Source organism: uncultured Ralstonia sp. (genome assembly GCA_913056305.1).
Lineage (GTDB): Bacteria > Pseudomonadota > Gammaproteobacteria > Burkholderiales > Burkholderiaceae > Ralstonia.
Genome location: CAJXMR010000030.1, coordinates 19,022 through 36,030 on the forward strand (window position 1 = coordinate 19,022; position 17,009 = coordinate 36,030).

The 17,009-nt window shown below is 66.5% G+C and carries 18 protein-coding genes; 9 read left to right on the forward strand and 9 right to left on the reverse strand.

Annotation, left to right across the window (positions count from 1 at the left end; translation table 11 throughout):
• The first annotated feature begins 16 nt into the window (after window positions 1-16).
• Window positions 17-319 (forward strand): hypothetical protein, encoded by a 303-nt coding sequence (locus QZ609_RS07730; protein ID WP_295492884.1) that lies wholly within the window; start codon window positions 17-19, stop codon window positions 317-319.
• Between the two features lie 55 nt (window positions 320-374).
• Here the strand turns inward: QZ609_RS07730 and QZ609_RS07735 are convergent, their stop codons facing one another.
• The gene (locus QZ609_RS07735; protein ID WP_295492887.1) at window positions 375-1,265 is read right to left on the reverse strand and encodes a LysR substrate-binding domain-containing protein; all 891 of its coding nucleotides are present in this window, start codon (window positions 1,263-1,265) and stop codon (window positions 375-377) included.
• 104 nt (window positions 1,266-1,369) lie between these two features.
• Between QZ609_RS07735 and QZ609_RS07740 the strand changes: the two genes are divergently transcribed.
• Window positions 1,370-2,359, forward strand: a complete 990-nt coding sequence (locus tag QZ609_RS07740; protein WP_295492890.1) for a zinc-dependent alcohol dehydrogenase family protein — start codon at window positions 1,370-1,372, stop codon at window positions 2,357-2,359.
• Between the two features lie 22 nt (window positions 2,360-2,381).
• Here QZ609_RS07740 and QZ609_RS07745 read toward each other — a convergent pair whose 3' ends face one another.
• Window positions 2,382-2,648, reverse strand: a complete 267-nt coding sequence (locus QZ609_RS07745) for a hypothetical protein (RefSeq protein ID WP_295492893.1) — start codon at window positions 2,646-2,648, stop codon at window positions 2,382-2,384.
• A gap of 246 nt (window positions 2,649-2,894) precedes the next feature.
• Here QZ609_RS07745 and QZ609_RS07750 point away from each other — a divergent pair, with 246 nt between their 5' ends.
• Window positions 2,895-3,461, forward strand: coding sequence for a hypothetical protein (locus QZ609_RS07750; protein WP_295492895.1), 567 nt, complete (start codon window positions 2,895-2,897; stop codon window positions 3,459-3,461).
• A gap of 70 nt (window positions 3,462-3,531) precedes the next feature.
• Here the strand turns inward: QZ609_RS07750 and lipA are convergent, their stop codons facing one another.
• The 3 genes from lipA to QZ609_RS07765 form a co-directional block, all read right to left on the reverse strand.
• Window positions 3,532-4,524, reverse strand: coding sequence for a lipoyl synthase (gene lipA / locus QZ609_RS07755; protein ID WP_295492898.1), 993 nt, complete (start codon window positions 4,522-4,524; stop codon window positions 3,532-3,534).
• Between the two features lie 52 nt (window positions 4,525-4,576).
• Window positions 4,577-5,278, reverse strand: a complete 702-nt coding sequence (lipB, locus tag QZ609_RS07760) for a lipoyl(octanoyl) transferase LipB (RefSeq protein WP_295492901.1) — start codon at window positions 5,276-5,278, stop codon at window positions 4,577-4,579.
• Window positions 5,279-5,456: 178 nt separating this feature from the next.
• On the reverse strand, window positions 5,457-5,816 hold the full coding sequence (locus tag QZ609_RS07765; protein ID WP_295492903.1) for a DUF2917 domain-containing protein: 360 nt from the start codon (window positions 5,814-5,816) through the stop codon (window positions 5,457-5,459).
• Between the two features lie 140 nt (window positions 5,817-5,956).
• Here QZ609_RS07765 and QZ609_RS07770 point away from each other — a divergent pair, with 140 nt between their 5' ends.
• From QZ609_RS07770 to QZ609_RS07780, 3 genes are all read left to right on the forward strand, one after another.
• Window positions 5,957-6,919, forward strand: a complete 963-nt coding sequence (locus tag QZ609_RS07770; RefSeq protein WP_295492905.1) for a transcriptional regulator GcvA — start codon at window positions 5,957-5,959, stop codon at window positions 6,917-6,919.
• 170 nt (window positions 6,920-7,089) lie between these two features.
• Window positions 7,090-7,917: a carbon-nitrogen hydrolase family protein gene (locus tag QZ609_RS07775; protein ID WP_295492907.1), complete on the forward strand. Its 828-nt coding sequence runs from the start codon at window positions 7,090-7,092 to the stop codon at window positions 7,915-7,917.
• A gap of 56 nt (window positions 7,918-7,973) precedes the next feature.
• Window positions 7,974-9,317: an APC family permease gene (locus tag QZ609_RS07780; RefSeq protein ID WP_295492910.1), complete on the forward strand. Its 1,344-nt coding sequence runs from the start codon at window positions 7,974-7,976 to the stop codon at window positions 9,315-9,317.
• Between the two features lie 46 nt (window positions 9,318-9,363).
• On the opposite strand, the gene QZ609_RS07785 is transcribed toward QZ609_RS07780, so the two are convergent.
• The 4 genes from QZ609_RS07785 to QZ609_RS07800 all read right to left on the reverse strand — a co-directional run bounded on the left by QZ609_RS07785 (window position 9,364) and on the right by QZ609_RS07800 (window position 11,956).
• Window positions 9,364-9,660 (reverse strand): DUF493 family protein, encoded by a 297-nt coding sequence (locus QZ609_RS07785; RefSeq protein WP_295492912.1) that lies wholly within the window; start codon window positions 9,658-9,660, stop codon window positions 9,364-9,366.
• Between the two features lie 20 nt (window positions 9,661-9,680).
• A complete protein-coding gene (locus tag QZ609_RS07790) occupies window positions 9,681-10,874 on the reverse strand; it encodes a D-alanyl-D-alanine carboxypeptidase family protein (RefSeq protein ID WP_295492915.1) in 1,194 nt (397 codons plus the stop codon).
• Window positions 10,875-10,950: 76 nt separating this feature from the next.
• Window positions 10,951-11,598 carry an alpha/beta hydrolase gene (locus tag QZ609_RS07795; protein WP_295492918.1) on the reverse strand — a complete coding sequence of 216 codons (648 nt, stop codon included), beginning with the start codon at window positions 11,596-11,598 and terminating at the stop codon, window positions 10,951-10,953.
• Between the two features lie 31 nt (window positions 11,599-11,629).
• Complete coding sequence (locus tag QZ609_RS07800) at window positions 11,630-11,956, reverse strand: ferredoxin (protein WP_295492921.1); 327 nt, start codon at window positions 11,954-11,956, stop codon at window positions 11,630-11,632.
• A 415-nt stretch (window positions 11,957-12,371) separates the two neighbouring features.
• Here QZ609_RS07800 and QZ609_RS07805 point away from each other — a divergent pair, with 415 nt between their 5' ends.
• The 3 genes from QZ609_RS07805 to QZ609_RS07815 form a co-directional block, all read left to right on the forward strand.
• Window positions 12,372-13,658: a dicarboxylate/amino acid:cation symporter gene (locus tag QZ609_RS07805; RefSeq protein ID WP_295492924.1), complete on the forward strand. Its 1,287-nt coding sequence runs from the start codon at window positions 12,372-12,374 to the stop codon at window positions 13,656-13,658.
• Window positions 13,659-13,764: 106 nt separating this feature from the next.
• The gene (locus QZ609_RS07810) at window positions 13,765-15,771 is read left to right on the forward strand and encodes a sensor histidine kinase (protein WP_295492926.1); all 2,007 of its coding nucleotides are present in this window, start codon (window positions 13,765-13,767) and stop codon (window positions 15,769-15,771) included.
• Between the two features lie 25 nt (window positions 15,772-15,796).
• A partial coding sequence (locus QZ609_RS07815) for a sigma-54 dependent transcriptional regulator (protein ID WP_295492929.1) occupies window positions 15,797-17,009 on the forward strand: 1,213 nt, incomplete at its 3' end.

Genomic DNA, 17,009 nt, shown 5'->3' on the forward strand with positions numbered 1-17,009 from the left:
CTGAGAGCAACACACCATGGCCTCCCTGGGTTTTACCGACGTTGTCGGTCTGGTCGGCGTCGCCGCTTATGTTTCCGCGCACTTTGGCGTGCAGGTCCTGCACAAGCCGCCGACCGGCGCGTTTGCCGTCCGCCTCAACCTGCTCGGACCTGCCTGCATCCTGATCTCGCTGATGGGCGCGTTCAACCTGGCGTCGTTCCTGACGCAGTGCTTCTGGCTCGGGCTCACGCTGATCGGCTGGTGGCGCAACAAGCAGGCGGGGCGGCAGGTGGTGGATAACCTGGGCGGGCCGCGCCCGGGGCAGCCGGCGCAGCATTGAGCCCGAGGCTTGCCGCAACGACCGCGCCACCGTGCGCGGTTTTTTTGTGCCCGCGTTACGTGCTGAACGCGGCGACAACGTGATCGACGAAGCTGCGCAGCTTGGGCGTCGGCCGCCGGTCGGGGGAGTACAGCAGGTGGATCGGCAGGGACGGCGGGTCGTAGTCCGACAGCAGCTGGACCAGCCGGCCGGTGGCTAGGTCGTCCTGCACCAGCTCAAGCGGCTGCAGGATGATCCCCAGCCCTTCGAGCGCCGCCATGCGCAACCCCGCGCCATTGTTGATCGAGAAGCGGCTTTTGACCCGCACCGTGTGCCGCTCTTGTGCGCGCTCGAACTCCCAATTGAGTGCCGTCGGCTGCGCCCAGTAGGCGAAGCCCAGGCATTCGTGGCCTTCCAGATCAGCGGGGTGCATGGGCGTGCCGTGCGCGGCCAGATACGCGGGCGAGGCGCAGACCACCAGCCGATACGGCATGAGCTTTCGCGCGATCAGGCCCGAGTCCGCCAGTGGGGCGATGCGGATCACCGCGTCATAGCCTTCGTCGACCAGGTCGACGATGCGGTCGGACAGCGTCAGCTCGACCTGCACCTCGGGGTAGGCCCGCAGGTACGACGCCAGCATCGGCACCAGGCAATGCACGCCAAAGCTGATCGGCGCGTTGACGCGCAGCGTGCCGCGCGGTGCGGCCTGCAGGTTGGCGGCGAGCGCGTCGACCGCTTCGGCTTCGGCCAGCACCGCGCGACTGCGCTCGTAGAAGGCACGGCCGGCCTCGGTCAGGCTCTGGCGGCGCGTGGTGCGGTTGATCAGCCGCATGCCGTAGTGCGCCTCCAGAAACCGCACGTGCTTGCCGACCATCTGCGACGACAGGCTCAGCGCCGCCCCGGCCGCGGCGAACGAACCCGTTTCGGCGGCTTTGACAAAGACCGCCATGCTCGTGAGTCGATCCATGATTAGAAACTAATCGTTCCAATACATGGATTGATAGCACGATTTATCTTCAGATTGGCGCTAAATATAGTCGTGGTTCCTTCATTCCCTTACGGAGAACCACCATGGCGCGCGTTGTACGCATCCACCAGAACGGCGGCCCCGAAGTGCTGCGCTTCGACGAGATCGAGGTTGCCCCGCCCGGGCCCGGCGAAATCACGCTGCGGGTCAAGGCGCTGGGCCTGAACCGGGCCGAATCGATGTTCCGCTCGGGGCTGTATGTCGAGGCCACCCCGTTTCCGGCGCGGCTGGGCTATGAGGCAGCGGGCGTCGTCAGCGCCATCGGCGAGGGCGTGACCGGCTTTGCCATCGGCGATGCGGTGAGCGTGGTGCCGCCGCTGTCGATCACGCGCTGGGGCATGTACGGCGAAGTGGCGACGGTGCCAGCCGAGGTGGTGGTCAAGCACCCGGCGTCGCTGGGCTGGACCGAGGCGGCGGCGCTATGGATGCAGTATGTGACGGTGTGGGGCGCACTGATCGACCTCGCCAAGCTGCAGCGGGGCGATGCGGTCATCATCACCGCCGCATCGAGCAGCGTGGGCCTGGCGGCGATCCAGGTTGCGCGGATGTTGGGCGCCACCGCCATTGCCACCACGCGCACCAGCGACAAGGCGCAGGCGCTGCGCGAGGCCGGCGCGGATCACGTGATCGTCACGCAGGACGAAGACCTGGTCGCCCGCGTGCGGGACATCACCGCAGGCAAGGGCGCGCGCGTGGCATTCGACCCCATCGCCGGCCCGCTCGTGCAGCAACTGGCCGAGGCGCTGGCGCACGACGGCATCCTCATCGAGTACGGCGCATTGAGCAGCGGGCCTGCCGCGTACCCGGTCTTCCCGGTGCTGGGCAAGATGCTGAGCGTGCACGGCTATCAGTACAAGCTGGTGGTGCGGGATCCTGCCAAGCTGGCGGCGGCCAAGCGCTTCATTCTCGACGGTTTGGCCTCCGGTGCGCTCAAGCCGGTGATCGACCGCATCTTCCCGCTCGAGCAGATCGTTGATGCGCACCGCTATCTGGAATCCAACCAGCAGTTCGGCAAGATCGTCGTGACGGTCTGAACGGGGCGGGGCGCGATGGCCGTCAGACTGTCCGGGCGAACGTATCCGGATGGCGCAGCAGGGCCAGGACCAGCGCCCGCGCCCGGGCTCGGCCCTGCTCGAGCGCATCGGCCAATGACGCCATGTTCCCCGCCACAAATGACTCGCGAAACGCCGGACCGCCCGCCCGCGCGGCGACGGTCTGCGCCGGATGCATCACCTGATACGTGACCACGATTCCGCGTCCGGACGCGCGCTCGGCTGAGCACGCCACGTGGTAGCCCTGGTAGAGAAAGCGATCGTGCGCCATCAATGGCCTTGTTCCGGCCTGCGGGCGTCAGTGCTCCGCAGCCATGCGTTGCAGCATGCCGCCTGACCATGACAACACGAGGATGCGATGCCTTCGCCGCGCCAATATGCGGCGTCGCACATTGTTGGCGTCGGATGAACAGTCTTTTCTTCGATGTCACATTTATCCGGCAAGGGCAACGATCTATTCTGCCTTCAAGCGCAAGAACATGAGCGCACCCGAACACCCAGGCACAAGGAGCCGATCATGAACACCCGTCTCGCAACCGCTTTCTCCCGTCGTACCCTGCTGGCCCTGGTGGCCACCCTGTCTGCCTCCGCCACGCTGCTGTCGGCCCAACCGGCCGCCGCCGCCGTGCAGGGCAGCGCCGATCCGTACACACAAGGCGCCGTCGCCAAGGCTGACCCGTACACCCAGGGCGCCGCCAAGTTCGACGTCTATACGCAAGGTGCTGTCGGCAAGGCCGATCCGTACACCGACGGCGCTGCCGCCAAGTTCGATCCGTACACGCAAGGCGCGGATCGCCAAGCCGACACCTACGGCTATCTGTCGTGGAAGAACGACCGCTTCGATCCGTACACCCAAGGCACCGACCGTCAGGCCGACACCTACGGCTACCTGTCGTGGAAGAACGACCGCTTTGATCCGTACACCCAGGGCACCGATCGCCAAGCCGATACCTACGGCTATCTGGCCCGTGTCGGCGACCGCTTCGATCCGTACACCCAAGGCGCCGATCGCCAAGCCGATACCTACGGCTACCTGTCGTGGAATGGTGACGTGAGCTATCCGAACGCCGCTTCGCGCGCCTGATTCCGCCGCACCAGAGCAAAAGGGCCTTGGGGTGTAACCCAAGGCCCTTTTTGTTTGCGCTTAGCGCTGATCAGACGACGCCGGCTTCGTGCGCCTGTTGATCGGCGTGGTACGAGCTGCGCACCATGGCACCCACGGCGGCGTGCGTGAAGCCCATCTCGTAGGCCTTCTCCTCGAACATCTTGAAGGTGTCCGGGTGCACGTAGCGCAGCACCGGCAGGTGGTGGCCCGACGGCGCCAGGTATTGGCCGATGGTCAGCATGTCGATGTCGTGCTCGCGCATGTCGCGCATGACTTCCAGGATCTCCTCGTCCGTCTCGCCCAGGCCGACCATCAGGCCGGACTTGGTCGGGGTGTTCGGGTTGCGGGCCTTGAAGTCCTTGAGCAGCTTGAGCGAGTGCGCATAGTCGGCGCCCGGGCGAGCCTGCTTGTACAGGCGCGGCACCGTTTCCAGGTTGTGGTTCATCACGTCCGGCGGGCATTCCTGGAGGATGTCCAGCGCCTTCTCCAGGCGGCCGCGGAAGTCCGGCACCAGCACCTCGATGCGGGTGGCCGGCGACAGCGCGCGCGTGCGCGAGATGCAATCGACGTAATGCTGGGCACCGCCGTCACGCAGGTCATCGCGGTCGACGCTGGTGATGACGACGTAGTTGAGCTTGAGCTGGGCGATGGTCTTGGCCAGGTTTTCCGGCTCGTTCACATCGAGCGGGTCCGGGCGGCCGTGGCCGACGTCGCAGAACGGGCAGCGGCGCGTGCACTTGTCGCCCATGATCATGAAGGTGGCCGTGCCCTTGCCGAAGCACTCGCCGATGTTCGGGCAGCTCGCCTCTTCGCACACCGTCACGAGATTGTTGGCGCGCAGGATGTCCTTGATCTCGTAGAAGCGCGAGTTGCCGGTGGCGGCACGCACGCGGATCCAGTCCGGCTTCTTGAGCTTCTCGGCCGGCACGATCTTGATGGGGATGCGCGCGGTCTTGTCGAGCGACTTCTGCTTGCGGGTGGCGTCGTACGGTTCGTTCGACGAGGCGGCGTTTTCTGCGGCGCCGGTGGCGGAATCGGTCATCGTGTTCTCCGCACGGCTTGTGGCACGTGCATTCGGTACTGCGTGCCGGCTGCTAGCGGAAAGCGGCTACGGCGGGTTGCGCTTGCGCGCGTTGCTGCAATTGGGCGACCAGCGCATCGGCCAGTTCGCGCGAGAGTCGTTGCCAGTCGCTGGCGTCGACCTCGCGCCCGGTCGCATCGCGGGCACCGGCGGTCACCATGTCGACGGTTTCCAGGCCGGCATAGCCACACGGGTTGATCTGCGTGAAGGGCGACAGGTCCATCGCCAGGTTCAGGCTCACGCCGTGGTAGCTGCAGCCGTTGCGGATCTTCAGCCCCAGCGCGGCGATCTTGGCGCCAGCATGTGGCCCACCCTGCGGCCCGCTCGACAGGTAGATGCCGGGGGCGCCAGCCTTGCGTTCGGAGGCGACATTATACGTGGCGAGCGTCTCGATGACGGCCGCCTCGATGGCGTCGACCAGGGCCTTCACGAACAGCCCGCGCCGGCGTAGATCGAGCAAGAGGTAGGCGACGACTTGGCCGGGGCCGTGGTAAGTGATCTGTCCGCCACGGTCGACTTTCACCAGCGGGATGTTGCCGGGCGCCAACAGATGGGCCGGATCGCCGGCCAGCCCGAGCGTGAACACCGGCGGGTGCTCGACCAGCCAGATCGTGTCGGGGGTGTCGGGACCGCGCTGGGCGGTGAAGGCCTGCATGGCGTCGAAGCAGGTTGCGTAGTCCTGCAAACCGCGCTCGACGATGTCAATCGGAATCATGCCCGCGAGTGTAGCGCAGGGCCGGCGGCGGCGTTGGCCGCGCTTGCCCGACTTGCCGTCAGGGTCGGCCCCAAAAAAACGATGCCGGTGCGATGGGAGGCATCGCGCCGGCATCGGGCTTTCGTGGCACGTGCCACGAAAGGATGCTGAAACAGGTTCGGTGGCTCAGGTGGCCAATTCAGGCGGCCACGACGGGCGTGTCGGCGTGCTCGTTCCAGCCGAGCGCGGCGAGCATATGGCGCCAGCCGTTCGCCATGTGCAGCGGTTTGCGCGGCATATGACCGTCGAGGGCCTCGATGGCCAGCGAGACCGGGCCGGTGGCTTTCGGGTCGACCGAGACCACGATTTCCTCGCCGCGCTTGACGGCCACGCTACCGCCAGCGTGCAACCACTCATCGCCGGCTTTGTTCTCGTGGGTGATCCACACGTCACGGCCATAGGCCTCTTCAACGCGCAGGTTCTGGTTCGCCGGCATGCGTAGGGCGACCACTTCGCCGGGTTGCAGGGTGAATACAATTTTTGTGAGGACAGCTTTCATGTTCGGCTCCTTCACGGCATCGGGATGGGGCCTGCCGTGGAAGGAAGTCTAGGCCTGTGGTTGCCTAGGTACAAACGATATATATTGGTGTCTTTGATAGTCAGGCTCACATAGAACAGACGAGGGCCAGGAGCGAAACCATGTCGGAAATCCGGGAACCGATGCGTTTGCCGTCGCTGGGCGCACTGCGGGTGTTCGAGGCGGCTGCGCGCTATGAGAGTTTTTCGCGCGCGGCGACGGAACTGTTCGTCACCCACGGCGCGGTCAGCCACCAGATGCGCACATTGGAAGAGGAGCTGGGCGTGCCGCTGTTCGAGCGGCGCGGCAAGCGCGTCGTGCTCACCCATGCCGGGCGCACCTACGCCGACCGCGTGCGCGACGCGCTCGACCAGATCGCCCAGGCCACGCATCACCTGCGCGCCGGCAACCGCGACAACCGCCTGACCATCAGCACCATGCCGTCGTTCGCGGCGCGCTGGCTTACGCCGCACATCGGTACCTTCATCGAGCGCCATCCGGAGCTGGAGGTGGAGCTGTTCTCCAGCCCCGCGCTGGTCGACTTCGCGCGCGAAGAGGTGGACGTGGCGCTGCGCATGGGCTCGGGCAACTATCCGGGCCTCTATGTGGAAAAGCTGCTCGACGACGTGTTCTTCCCGATCTGCAGCCCGTCGTTCAACGGCGGGCGCCTGCCGCGCACGCTGGCCGAGATGGCCGGCATGACCCTGCTGCGCAGCGAAGGCGAGACGTGGAAGCCGTGGTTCGATGAAGCCGGCCTGGAAGGGTTTGTCGAACCGCGCGCGGGCCTGATGTTCCAGGATTCGTCGCTGCTGCTGCAGGCCGCGGCGGCGGGGCAGGGCATCGCGCTGATCCGCCCGACGCTGGCCTTCAACGACCTGATGGCCGGCCGCGTGGTGCGCCTGTTCGAAGCGGTGATCCCATGCCCGTGGAACTACTACTTCGTATGTCCGCACGGCGCGCTGCAGACGCCCAAGATGCAGGCCTTCCGCGCGTGGCTGCTGCCGGAGATCGCGGCGTTCAAGCTCAAGCTGGAGCGGCTGATGCACGACAACACCGTCTGCCTGGGTCACGTGGCAAAGGGGTGAGGCGTCAACTAACGTGACATTGGCTCCAGCAGAAATACGGGATTGGCCGTAGGTTCGTGCACCACGGGGCGCTACAGTGCAAGTTCGCCGAGTCTACTAACTCCCTGTTTTATAACGTCAATTTTCATTGAGCGAGGGGCTCGGTTCCGTCCTTTTCAAGGAGCGCCCCCATGCAGGTTGCGGTAGCCCAACTGCCCATCGACGACGCGGCCGTCGACGCCAATCTCACCCGCGTGCTGTCCACGCTCGACACCCTCCGGCCAGGCACCGACCTGGTGGTGTTTCCCGAAACCATGCTGTCGGGTTTTCCCACGCCCGAGAACCGCGCCGTCGTCTCGCAGCCGATCGACGGTCCGGCCATCCGCGCCATCGCCCAGGCGGCGCGCACCCGCGACGTGTCGGTGGCGATCGGCTTTGCCGAGCACGACGACGGCCGCTTCTACAACGCCAGCGTGCTGCTCACGCCCAATGGCCTGGCGCTGCACTATCGCAAGACGCATCTGTGGGCGTCCGACGTGGGCGTGTTCGACGGCGGCACCTTCCTGGCGACCGCGCCGTGGCATGGCCTGCGGGTCGGTCTCCTGATCTGCTACGACATCGAGTTCCCGGAGGGGGCGCGCACGCTGGCCAGCCTGGGCGCCGATCTGCTCATCGTCACCAACGGCAACATGGACCCGTATGGGCCCGTGCACCGCCGCGCCATCGCCGCCCGCGCGATGGAGAACCAGGTCCTCGCCGTGATGGCCAATCGCTGCGGCACGAGCACTGACGGTACGCGCTTCCCCGGCGAGAGCGCCATCGTCGACCCGTTCGGCGAGGTCGTTGCGCAGGCCGGCAGCGAGCCGGAGATCCTCTACGCCACGCTGGACCTGTCGCGCCTGGCCGCCAGCCGCGCTCACTACCGTTACCTCGACGACCGCCGCATCGCCCATCACGGCCGCGAAGCTGCCGCCGCCGAGTTGACCTATCCCCATGAGCGGCGCTGGCTGATCGCCTGACGCCGCGCCCCCCCACCTAGAACACAAGGCCGCCAAGCGGCCGATCTGGAGACATCATGTCCGCACCCACCGCGCCCGAGGCGGCGCAGCTCAGGCGCACGCTCGGCCTGCCGTCGGTCCTACTGTTTGGCCTGGCCTACATGGCGCCGATGATCGTCTATGGCACCTACGGCGTGCTCGCCACGGCCAGTCATGGCACGGTGGCGCTGGCGTATCTGCTGGCGCTCGGCGCCGTCATCTTCACCGCCATGAGCTACGGGCGGCTGGCCGGCATCTTTCCGGTGGCCGGTTCGGCGTATGCCTACACGCGGCGGGCGTTCAACGCGCACGTGGGCTTCGTGGTGGGCTGGGCGGTGCTGCTGGACTACCTGTTCCTGCCGATGGTGATCTGGCTGATCGGCGCGGCCTATCTGACGAGCGCCTTCCCGGGCGTGCCGGCGTGGAGCTGGGTGCTCGGCTTTATCGTGCTGACCACCATCATCAACGTGGTCGGCATCCAGCTGGCGAGCCGTTTCAACATCGTGCTGATGATCGTGCAGTTCGTGATCGTGGCGGCGTTCATCGCGCTGTGCGTGCGCTACGTGCTGGCGGCGCAGGGGCCCGGCGGGCTGTGGTCGGTCGCGCCATTTTTCAACGCCGACGTGCCGTTTGCCGTGACCATGAGCGGCGCGGCCATCGCGGCGTACTCGTACCTCGGCTTCGATGCCGTCTCCACGCTCACCGAAGAGGCCATCGAGCCGCGCAAGACCATCCCGCGCGCCATCGTGCTGGTGGCGCTGGTGGGCGGCGGCGTGTTCGTGCTGGCGGCGTACTTCACGCAGATCGCGCACCCGAGCATGGCGTTCGCCAACGTCGATGCCGCGGCGTTCGAGATCGCCAAGACCATTGGTGGCGATGTGTTCGTGATGCTGTTTCTGGCGGGGTTGATCCTGGCGCAGTTCGCCTCGGGCATCTCGGCGCAGGCCAGCGTCGGCCGGTTGCTGTATGCGATGGGGCGTGATGAGGTGCTGCCGCGTCGTGTGTTTGGTTTCATCCACGCGCGCTTTCGCACGCCGGCATTGAACATCGTGCTGGCGGGCGTGATCGGTCTGCTTGCGTTGGAACTGGATGTGGCGACCTCCACGTCGTTCATCAACTTTGGTGCGTTCCTGGCGTTCACGGCGGTCAACCTGGCGGTGATCCGCCAGCATTGGCTGGCACGCGCGCAGGGTGTGCGTTCGCACGTGATTCCGGGTGTGCTGTTTCCGCTGCTGGGCGCGGTGGGCGACGTGTGGCTGATGTGCAGTCTGGACCGGCACGCGCTGATCCTGGGCGGCTGCTGGTTCGTGCTGGGGCTGTTGTATCTCGGCTATCTCACGCGCGGCTTCCGCATGGCGCCGCCGGAGATGCAGATGGAATGAAAAACGCCCCGGCATGACCGGGGCGTTCTTCCTTAGGCGAGCGGCTTTACAGCACCACCTTGACCATCGGGTGCGACGTTAGCGCCTGGTACAGCGCATCGAGCTGTGCACGGCTGGTCGCACGCACGATCACCGTCAGGCCGAGGTAGTTGCCGCCCGAGGACGGGCGCATTTCCATGCGCCCCGCGTGGAACTCCGGATCGAACTGCCGCACCACCTCGACGATGGCCTCGGCAAAGTGGTCCTGCATCTTCCCCATCACCTTGATGGGGAAGTCGCTTGGATATTCGATCAGCGAATCGTCGGGCGCAATGCCGGTTGGGGTCTTGTTGGAGGTGTCCATGAGCGTTCCCTACCTGTCGCTTACTTCTTCTTGAACCACAACTTGACCGAGTCGATCGTGCGGCCGATGAAGCCGGCTTCGGGCACGGCTTCGAGCGCCACCACCGGGAATTCCTGCACCACCGTCGCGCCGTCCATCACCTTGACGGTACCCAGCGGCTGGCCTTGCGTGATCGGGGCGAGCAGCGGGTCGCGGCGCTCGAGCACCGGCTTCAGGCGCCCGCCCATGCCCTTGGGCACGGTGATCCACTTCGCATCCACCACGCCGAGCTTCACGGTCTTGGCCTGGCCCTTGTACACGTCTGGCGTCTGCAGCACTTGCTGAGCGTCGTACAGGCGCAGCGTGTCGAAGAACTGGTAGCCGTAGTTGAGGACCTTCAGGCTCTCCTGCGTGCGGACCTGGTCGCTCTTGGTGCCGATGATCACCGACAGCAGGCGGCGGTTGGCGCCCGGCACATCCGGCAGCGGCCGGTTGGCCGAGGTCACCAGGCAGTAGCCGGCCGACTTGGTGTGGCCGGTCTTGCCGCCGTCGACGGTCGGGTCCAGCCACAGCAGGCGGTTGCGGTTCGGCTGCTTGATGTTGTTATAGGTGAATTCCTTCTGCGAATAGAACTTGTAGTCCTGCGGGAAATCCTTGATCAGCGCCGCCGTCAGGATCGAGAGATCGCGTGCCGTGGTGTAGTGGTTCGGGTCGGGCAGGCCGGCCGCGTTCATGAAGTGCGTGTTCTTCATGCCCAGGCGCTCGGCCTCGCGGTTCATCAGCATGACGAAATTCGTCTCGGTGCCGCCCACGGCCTCGGCCAGTACCAGCGCCGCGTCGTTGCCGGATTGCACGATCAGGCCCTGTGCCATCTCGCGCACCGAAGCCGGCCTGCCCGGCTGCAGGAACATGCGCGATTCGTCGGTCTTGACGGTGCGCACGCTCTCGGTGGGCGTGATCATCTGGTCGTACTTGAGCTTGCCGTCGCGCACGGCCTCGAAGACGAGGTAGGCCGTCATCAGCTTGGTGAGCGAGGCGGGCTCGATGCGCTCGTCCATGTTGCCGCCGCCCAGCACCTGGCCGCTGGTTACGTCGGTCAGCATCCAGGCGCGTGCGGCCACTTGCGGGGCGGGCACGGGCTGCGCCACGGCTTGCGTTGCCGTGGCAAGCACGGCGGTGGTCACGACGGCGATGGCGGCGGAGTGGAAGGCGAAAGGCGTGAAACGGGTCTGCATGGCGGGTCCTGCGAATCTGCTTGGGGTTCAACGACGCTGCGGCCGGGGGGACCCAGCGTCCGGGAAAACAAAAGGGTTACGGCCGTGGCGCCCAGGCGCCGGTAATCAGCTGCTTGATCAGGTGCAGCTTGCGGTGGAAGAAGTGGTCCGCGCCGGGAATGACGATGACCGGCAATTCCTGCGGGCGCGCCCAGTTGAGCACGTCGATGAGCGGCACGGTGTCGTCCTGCTCGCCGTGGATGATGATGGTGTCGGCGGGCACCGGGGCCACGTCCCAGCGCGAGGTGGCGGTGCCGACCAGCGCCAGGCGCTCGGCGGGCGTGCCGGCCTCGGCCAGGCGGCGCGCCACCTGCGAGATGACGAAGCTGCCGAACGAGAAGCCGCCCAGCGCCAGCGGCAGCGTGGCGACATCGGCCGACCATTCGGTTTGCGTGCGCATCCAGTCGAGCACGGCCAGCACGTCGTCCTGCTCGCCGATGCCGTTGTCGTGTGTGCCTTCGGTCTTGCCGACGCCGCGAAAGTTCAGGCGCACCGTTGCGTAGCCGAGGCCGACGAAGGTGCGTGCCAAGGTCTGCGCGACCTTGTTGTCCTTGGTGCCGCCAAACAGCGGATGCGGATGGCCGACCAGCGCCAGGCCGCGCGGCGCGCCGTCCGGAAGGTCGATCGAGATGTCGATCTGCCCGACCGGGCCGGGGATCAGGCGTTCTTCGGTATGCACGTTCATGGCAAAGCGGATGCGGTCAGGCTCAGGCGATTCAGGCGGCAGGGCGATCGACCATCAGGCGCTCGACCGGTTTGCCTTCGATCAGATGGCTCTGGATGATCTCGTCGATGTCGTGCTGGTCGACGAAGGTGTACCAGACGGCCTCGGGGTAGACCACCAGCACCGGGCCGAGTTCGCAGCGGTCCAGGCAGCCGGCCTTGTTGATGCGCACGCGGCCTTCGCCGTTGATGCCGAGTTCCTTGCAGCGCTTCTTGGCGTACTCCTGCATGGCCTTGGCGCCGAAATCGGCGCAGCAGCGGGAGCCGTCCTCGCGCTCGTTGAGGCAGAAGAAAACGTGATGCTGGTAGTGGCTGCTCATGGATGGGCGCTGGATCGGACGCGAGGCACTACGGCGTCGCGCCCACTGTGGAAATGCGTAACGAGCCGGCATTATACGGTCCGCCAGTGGGGCGGCCCCCTCCTTCGACCGGCTGAAGGCGCGCGGTGTTGCGCTGCAGCACGTTTTCCGGAGTTTCGGACGGCCCGCCTGCGCGGATTCCGGGATTGACGACGGTCAGGCCGGGTGCCATCGTAGTCACACCAAGCTGGCACAAGGGCTGGCGGGTTGCCGGCACGGGGGTGGAGGACTGGCACAGCCCTTGCGATAAAGAACGCCCTGCCGCGGGAAACGCCGGAACAACCGACGGATCGCGGCAGGAGAGAGACCACATCAGGGCGGGTCGGACCGGGCGAGCAGGTGAGCGCACGGCCGGTCTGTGACACTCGAGGAAGACATGAAAAAACCGTTCTACAAGATCCTGTACGTGCAGGTGTTGACTGCCATCGTGCTTGGCGTGTTGCTGGGCCATTACTCGCCTGAACTGGCGACCAAGATGAAGCCGTTGGGCGATGGTTTCATCCAACTGATCAAGATGGTGATCGGCCCGATCATTTTCTGTACCGTGGTGACCGGCATCGCCGGCATGCGCGACATGAAGAAGGTGGGCCGCGTGGGTGGCAAGGCGCTGCTCTACTTCGAGGTGGTGTCGACCTTCGCGCTGGTGATCGGCCTGGCGGCCGGCCACATCTTCAACCCGGGTGCGGGCTTTAACGTCGACGTTCACACCATCGACGCCAAGGCCGTGGCGCAGTACGCCACCAAGGCACAGTCGGCCAGCACGGTCGAGTTCTTGCTCAACATCATTCCGAGCACGGTGGTGGATGCCTTTGCCAAGGGCGACATCCTGCAGATCCTGCTGATCGCACTGCTGTTTGGCGCGGCGCTGTCGGCGATGGGTGAGCGTGCGCAGATGGTGACGGACTTCATCGACCAGATCGCCCACGTGTTCTTCCGCATCGTGCACATCATCACGCGCGTGGCGCCGATCGGCGCGTTTGGCGCGATGGCCTTCACCATTGGCAAGTACGGCGTGGTGTCGCTGGTGCCGCTGCTCAAGCTGATCGGCACGTTCTACCTGACCGCCATCATCTTCGTGGTGGTGGTGCTGGGCATCATCGCGCGCCTGACGGGCTTCAACATCTTCCGCTTCGTGGCGTACATCAAGGAAGAGCTGCTGATCGTGCTGGGCACCAGCTCGTCGGAATCGGCGCTGCCGCACCTGATGGAAAAGATGGAAAAGCTGGGCTGCTCGAAGTCGGTGGTGGGCCTGGTGGTCCCGACCGGTTACTCGTTCAACCTGGACGGCACCAACATCTACATGACGATGGCGGTGATCTTCATCTCGCAGGCGCTGAACATCGAGCTGACCTGGACCCAGCAGTTGACCATCCTGGCGGTGGCGATGCTGACCTCCAAGGGCGCCTCGGGCATCACCGGCGCGGGCTTCATCACGCTGGCCGCGACGCTGGCCGTGGTGCCGGACATCCCGGTGGCAGGCATGGTGCTGATCCTCGGGATCGACCGCTTCATGAGCGAGTGCCGCGCGCTGACCAACATCACCGGCAACGGCGTGGCCTGCGTGGTGATCTCCGCGTGGGAACGCGAACTGGACCGCACCAAGCTGGCCCGCGTGATGTCGGGCAACCGCAGCGAAAGCGTGCCGGCGACCCCGGCGGCCTGATCGGGCAACACGGGCAGGCGCCTTCGGGCGCCGCCGCTTGAAAGCGTATGATTGCGGGGCCTGTCCTTCCAGACGGCCCCGCTTCTTTTTTGGGAAGCACCCTGCGATGCGCATCGGCGACATGCTGACGGCGGGCACGGCTGCGGAAGGCAGGGCGACTGCTGCTTCCGCCCACCCCCTGCCGATGTCCGATCCCGATTTCTCCTTCACCGGCGCTTCCAGCTCGCGACGCGGGTTCTGGTGGCTGGTGGCGGCCGGGCTGGTGGCGCTGATGACGCTCGTGTGCGCGGCCACCTTCGTGGTGACGTGGAACCGCGGGCTCTCGCAGGCGCAGCAGGCCGCCGGCGGCCGCGTCGACCGCTACGCCGCCAACCTCAAGAGCACGCTCGACCGCTACGAATACCTGCCCGCGCTGATCGCGCTGCATCCGTTTATCCACGACCTGCTGGCCAACCCGACGCCCGAGAACGTCGCCCGTGCCAACCGCTACCTGCTCGAAGTCAACGACCGCGCCCACGCCACCGCCACCTATGTGATCGCGCCGAGCGGGCAGGCGCTGGCCGCCTCCAACTACAACCAGCCGGACAGCTTCGTCGGCGCCGAATACCGCTTCCGCCCGTACTTCCAGCAAGCCGCAGCCGGGCACGTCGGGCGCTTCTACGGCATCGGCATCACGCGCGAGGAGCCGGGCTACTACATCTCGCAGCCGGTCATGCAGGATGGCCGCGTGATCGGCGTGACGGTGGTCAAGCTCAATCTCGAGTGGTTCGGCCGCGCCAGCCACGATGCCTCCGAGCCGGTGATGGTGGCCGACGAGCATGGCGTGATCTTCCTGTCGTCGGTGCCGGCGTGGCAGTACCGCACGGTCGAGCCGATCACGCCCGAACTGAACGCGCACCTGGAAGCGACCCGTCAGTACTACCGCAAGCAGATCACGCCGCTGCCGCTGCGGCCCGAGGTGCCGGCCTTCCTGAAGCTGGTCGGCCGTCTGCCCGAGGGGGCGCAACTGGTGCGGGTGGGCGACCGCATCAACGCCACGCGCTACCTGCTGGTGTCGCGCGAGCTGATCGAACCCGATTGGGAGCTGATGTACCTGACACCGGTCGACCCGGTGATGAGCGCCGCGCGCAGCGCCACCGTGGCGGCGGCGTTTGCTTTCGCGTTCGCGTGCCTGCTGCTGTTCTACTGGCGCCAGCGCCGCCTGCGCCTGATGGAGATGCTGCGCAGCCGCAGAATGCTCGAAACAGCGTATGACCAGCTCGAGCGCCGCGTCGAAGACCGCACGGCCGACCTGATGGCCACCAACGAACAGCTGCAGCACGAGATCGTCGACCGCACCCGCGCCGAGGCCGAACTGCGCGCCACGCAGGACGAGCTCGTGCAGGCCAGCAAGCTTGCCGCGCTCGGCCAGATGGCCGCCGGCATCACGCACGAGCTGAACCAGCCGCTGGCCGCGCTGCGCACCTTCTCCGACAACACGCGCATCCTGCTGGAGCGCGGCCAGCACGGCGCCGCTACCGACAACCTGCAGGCCATTGCCGACCTGACCGAGCGCATGGGCAAGATCACCGCGCAGCTCAAGCTGTTTGCGGGGCGCTCGCGCCGCAAGCACAGCGATGTGCAGGTGCGCGTGGCGCTCGACCATTCGCTGGCGCTGCTGCGCCCGCGCCTGGGCGACGTGCGGCTGGAGCTGCACTGGCGCGTGCCGGAAGCCGAGGCCCTCGTCCGCGCCGATGAGCTGAAGCTCGAGCAGGTGCTGATCAACCTGATCGGCAACGCGCTCGATGCCATCGGCGCCAACGACGCCGCGCGCCCCGGCCGCATCGACATCGATGTTGGTCCCGCAGAAGGCGTCCCATCGCCACTGAAGCAGTTGAGCATTGCCGTGCGCGACAATGGCCCTGGCATCCCGCCCGACACCATGCCGCACCTGTTCGAGCCATTCTTCACCACCAAGGAGATCGGCCAGGGGCTGGGCCTCGGGCTGGCAATCTCCACCAGCATTGCGCGCGATTTTGGCGGCTCGCTGTCGGCAATCAACATGCCGGACGGCGGCGCGCAGTTCACGCTGACATTGGTACGCGCCGAGGTGACGTCGGCCGCGACCTCCTGACCTGTTTTTCACACCCACACGACCCATGTCCGAAGGTTTGAACGTTCTCTTCATCGAAGACGATCCGCCTGTGCGCCAGGCCACCGCGCAGAGCCTGGAGCTGGCCGGCTTCAACGTGCAGGCCTTCGGCAGCGCCGAAGAGGCTGTCGGCAAGATCGATGCAAACTTCCCCGGCGTGGTGGTGAGCGACCTGCGCCTGCCCGGTGCGAGCGGCCTGGATGTGCTGGCGCATTGCCAGTCGTTCGGCACCGGCATTCCGGTGGTGCTGGTGACCGGCCACGGCGACATCACCATGGCCGTGCAGGCGATGCGCGAGGGCGCGTTCGACTTCATCGAGAAGCCGTTCCCCGCCGAGCGCCTGACCGAGACCGTGCGCCGCGCCGTCGAGCGCCGCGCGCTGGAGCTGGAGAACCGCGCGCTGCGCCGCGAGCTGGCCGGGCCGGCGGCGGGCACCCGCATCATTGGCCGCTCGCCCGCCATGGGGGCGGTGCGCGCGCTGATCGAGAACGTGGCCACCACCGACGCGCCCGTGCTCATCAACGGTGAAACGGGAACGGGCAAGGAGCTGGTCGCACGCAGCCTGCACATGCTGTCGCCGCGCCATGACAAGCCGTTCATCGCGCTCAACTGCGGCGCGGTGCCCGAGCAGATCTTCGAGAGCGAGATGTTCGGCCACGAGGCCGGCGCCTTCACCGGCGCGGCCAAGCGGCGCATCGGCAAGCTGGAGCACGCCTCGGGCGGCACGCTGTTCCTCGACGAGATCGAGAGCATGCCGATCGCGCTGCAGGTGAAGCTGCTGCGCGTGCTGCAGGAGGGCATGCTGGAGCGGCTCGGCTCGAACGCCTCGGTGCGCATCGACGTGCGCATCGTGGCCGCCGCCAAGGGCGACATGGAAGCGCTGATCGACGCCGGCGGCTTCCGGCGTGACCTGTACTACCGCCTGAACGTGGTCGCCATCGACCTGCCGCCCCTGCGTGAGCGCCGGGAGGACATCATCCCGCTGTTCGAGCACTTCCTGCTGGAAGCCGCCGTGCGCTACCAGCGCCCGCTGCCGATGCTGGCCGAGCGGCAGCGCCACGAGCTGATGCAGTCGAGCTGGCCCGGCAACGTGCGCGAGCTGCGCAACGCGGCGGATCGGCTGGTGCTGGGCGTCGGCCGCACGCAGGTGGTGGCCGACGGTGCGGAAGAGAGCATGCCGCTCAAGGAGCGCGTCGAGCGCTACGAGCGCACGGTGATTG

What these genes read in the sequence shown, in the direction of transcription:
- QZ609_RS07765 (WP_295492903.1), bottom strand. Translation starts at nt 5,816, where the DNA reads ATGAAAGCTGTCCTCACAAAAATTGTATTCACCCTGCAACCCGGCGAA.
- lipB (WP_295492901.1), bottom strand. Translation starts at nt 5,278, where the DNA reads ATGATTCCGATTGACATCGTCGAGCGCGGTTTGCAGGACTACGCAACC.
- QZ609_RS07790 (WP_295492915.1), bottom strand. Translation starts at nt 10,874, where the DNA reads ATGCAGACCCGTTTCACGCCTTTCGCCTTCCACTCCGCCGCCATCGCC.
- QZ609_RS07775 (WP_295492907.1), top strand. Translation starts at nt 7,090, where the DNA reads ATGCAGGTTGCGGTAGCCCAACTGCCCATCGACGACGCGGCCGTCGAC.
- QZ609_RS07745 (WP_295492893.1), bottom strand. Translation starts at nt 2,648, where the DNA reads ATGGCGCACGATCGCTTTCTCTACCAGGGCTACCACGTGGCGTGCTCA.
- QZ609_RS07735 (WP_295492887.1), bottom strand. Translation starts at nt 1,265, where the DNA reads ATGGATCGACTCACGAGCATGGCGGTCTTTGTCAAAGCCGCCGAAACG.
- QZ609_RS07795 (WP_295492918.1), bottom strand. Translation starts at nt 11,598, where the DNA reads ATGAACGTGCATACCGAAGAACGCCTGATCCCCGGCCCGGTCGGGCAG.
- QZ609_RS07800 (WP_295492921.1), bottom strand. Translation starts at nt 11,956, where the DNA reads ATGAGCAGCCACTACCAGCATCACGTTTTCTTCTGCCTCAACGAGCGC.
- QZ609_RS07805 (WP_295492924.1), top strand. Translation starts at nt 12,372, where the DNA reads ATGAAAAAACCGTTCTACAAGATCCTGTACGTGCAGGTGTTGACTGCC.
- QZ609_RS07770 (WP_295492905.1), top strand. Translation starts at nt 5,957, where the DNA reads ATGTCGGAAATCCGGGAACCGATGCGTTTGCCGTCGCTGGGCGCACTG.
- QZ609_RS07740 (WP_295492890.1), top strand. Translation starts at nt 1,370, where the DNA reads ATGGCGCGCGTTGTACGCATCCACCAGAACGGCGGCCCCGAAGTGCTG.
- QZ609_RS07730 (WP_295492884.1), top strand. Translation starts at nt 17, where the DNA reads ATGGCCTCCCTGGGTTTTACCGACGTTGTCGGTCTGGTCGGCGTCGCC.
- lipA (WP_295492898.1), bottom strand. Translation starts at nt 4,524, where the DNA reads ATGACCGATTCCGCCACCGGCGCCGCAGAAAACGCCGCCTCGTCGAAC.
- QZ609_RS07810 (WP_295492926.1), top strand. Translation starts at nt 13,765, where the DNA reads ATGCGCATCGGCGACATGCTGACGGCGGGCACGGCTGCGGAAGGCAGG.
- QZ609_RS07750 (WP_295492895.1), top strand. Translation starts at nt 2,895, where the DNA reads ATGAACACCCGTCTCGCAACCGCTTTCTCCCGTCGTACCCTGCTGGCC.
- QZ609_RS07780 (WP_295492910.1), top strand. Translation starts at nt 7,974, where the DNA reads ATGTCCGCACCCACCGCGCCCGAGGCGGCGCAGCTCAGGCGCACGCTC.
- QZ609_RS07785 (WP_295492912.1), bottom strand. Translation starts at nt 9,660, where the DNA reads ATGGACACCTCCAACAAGACCCCAACCGGCATTGCGCCCGACGATTCG.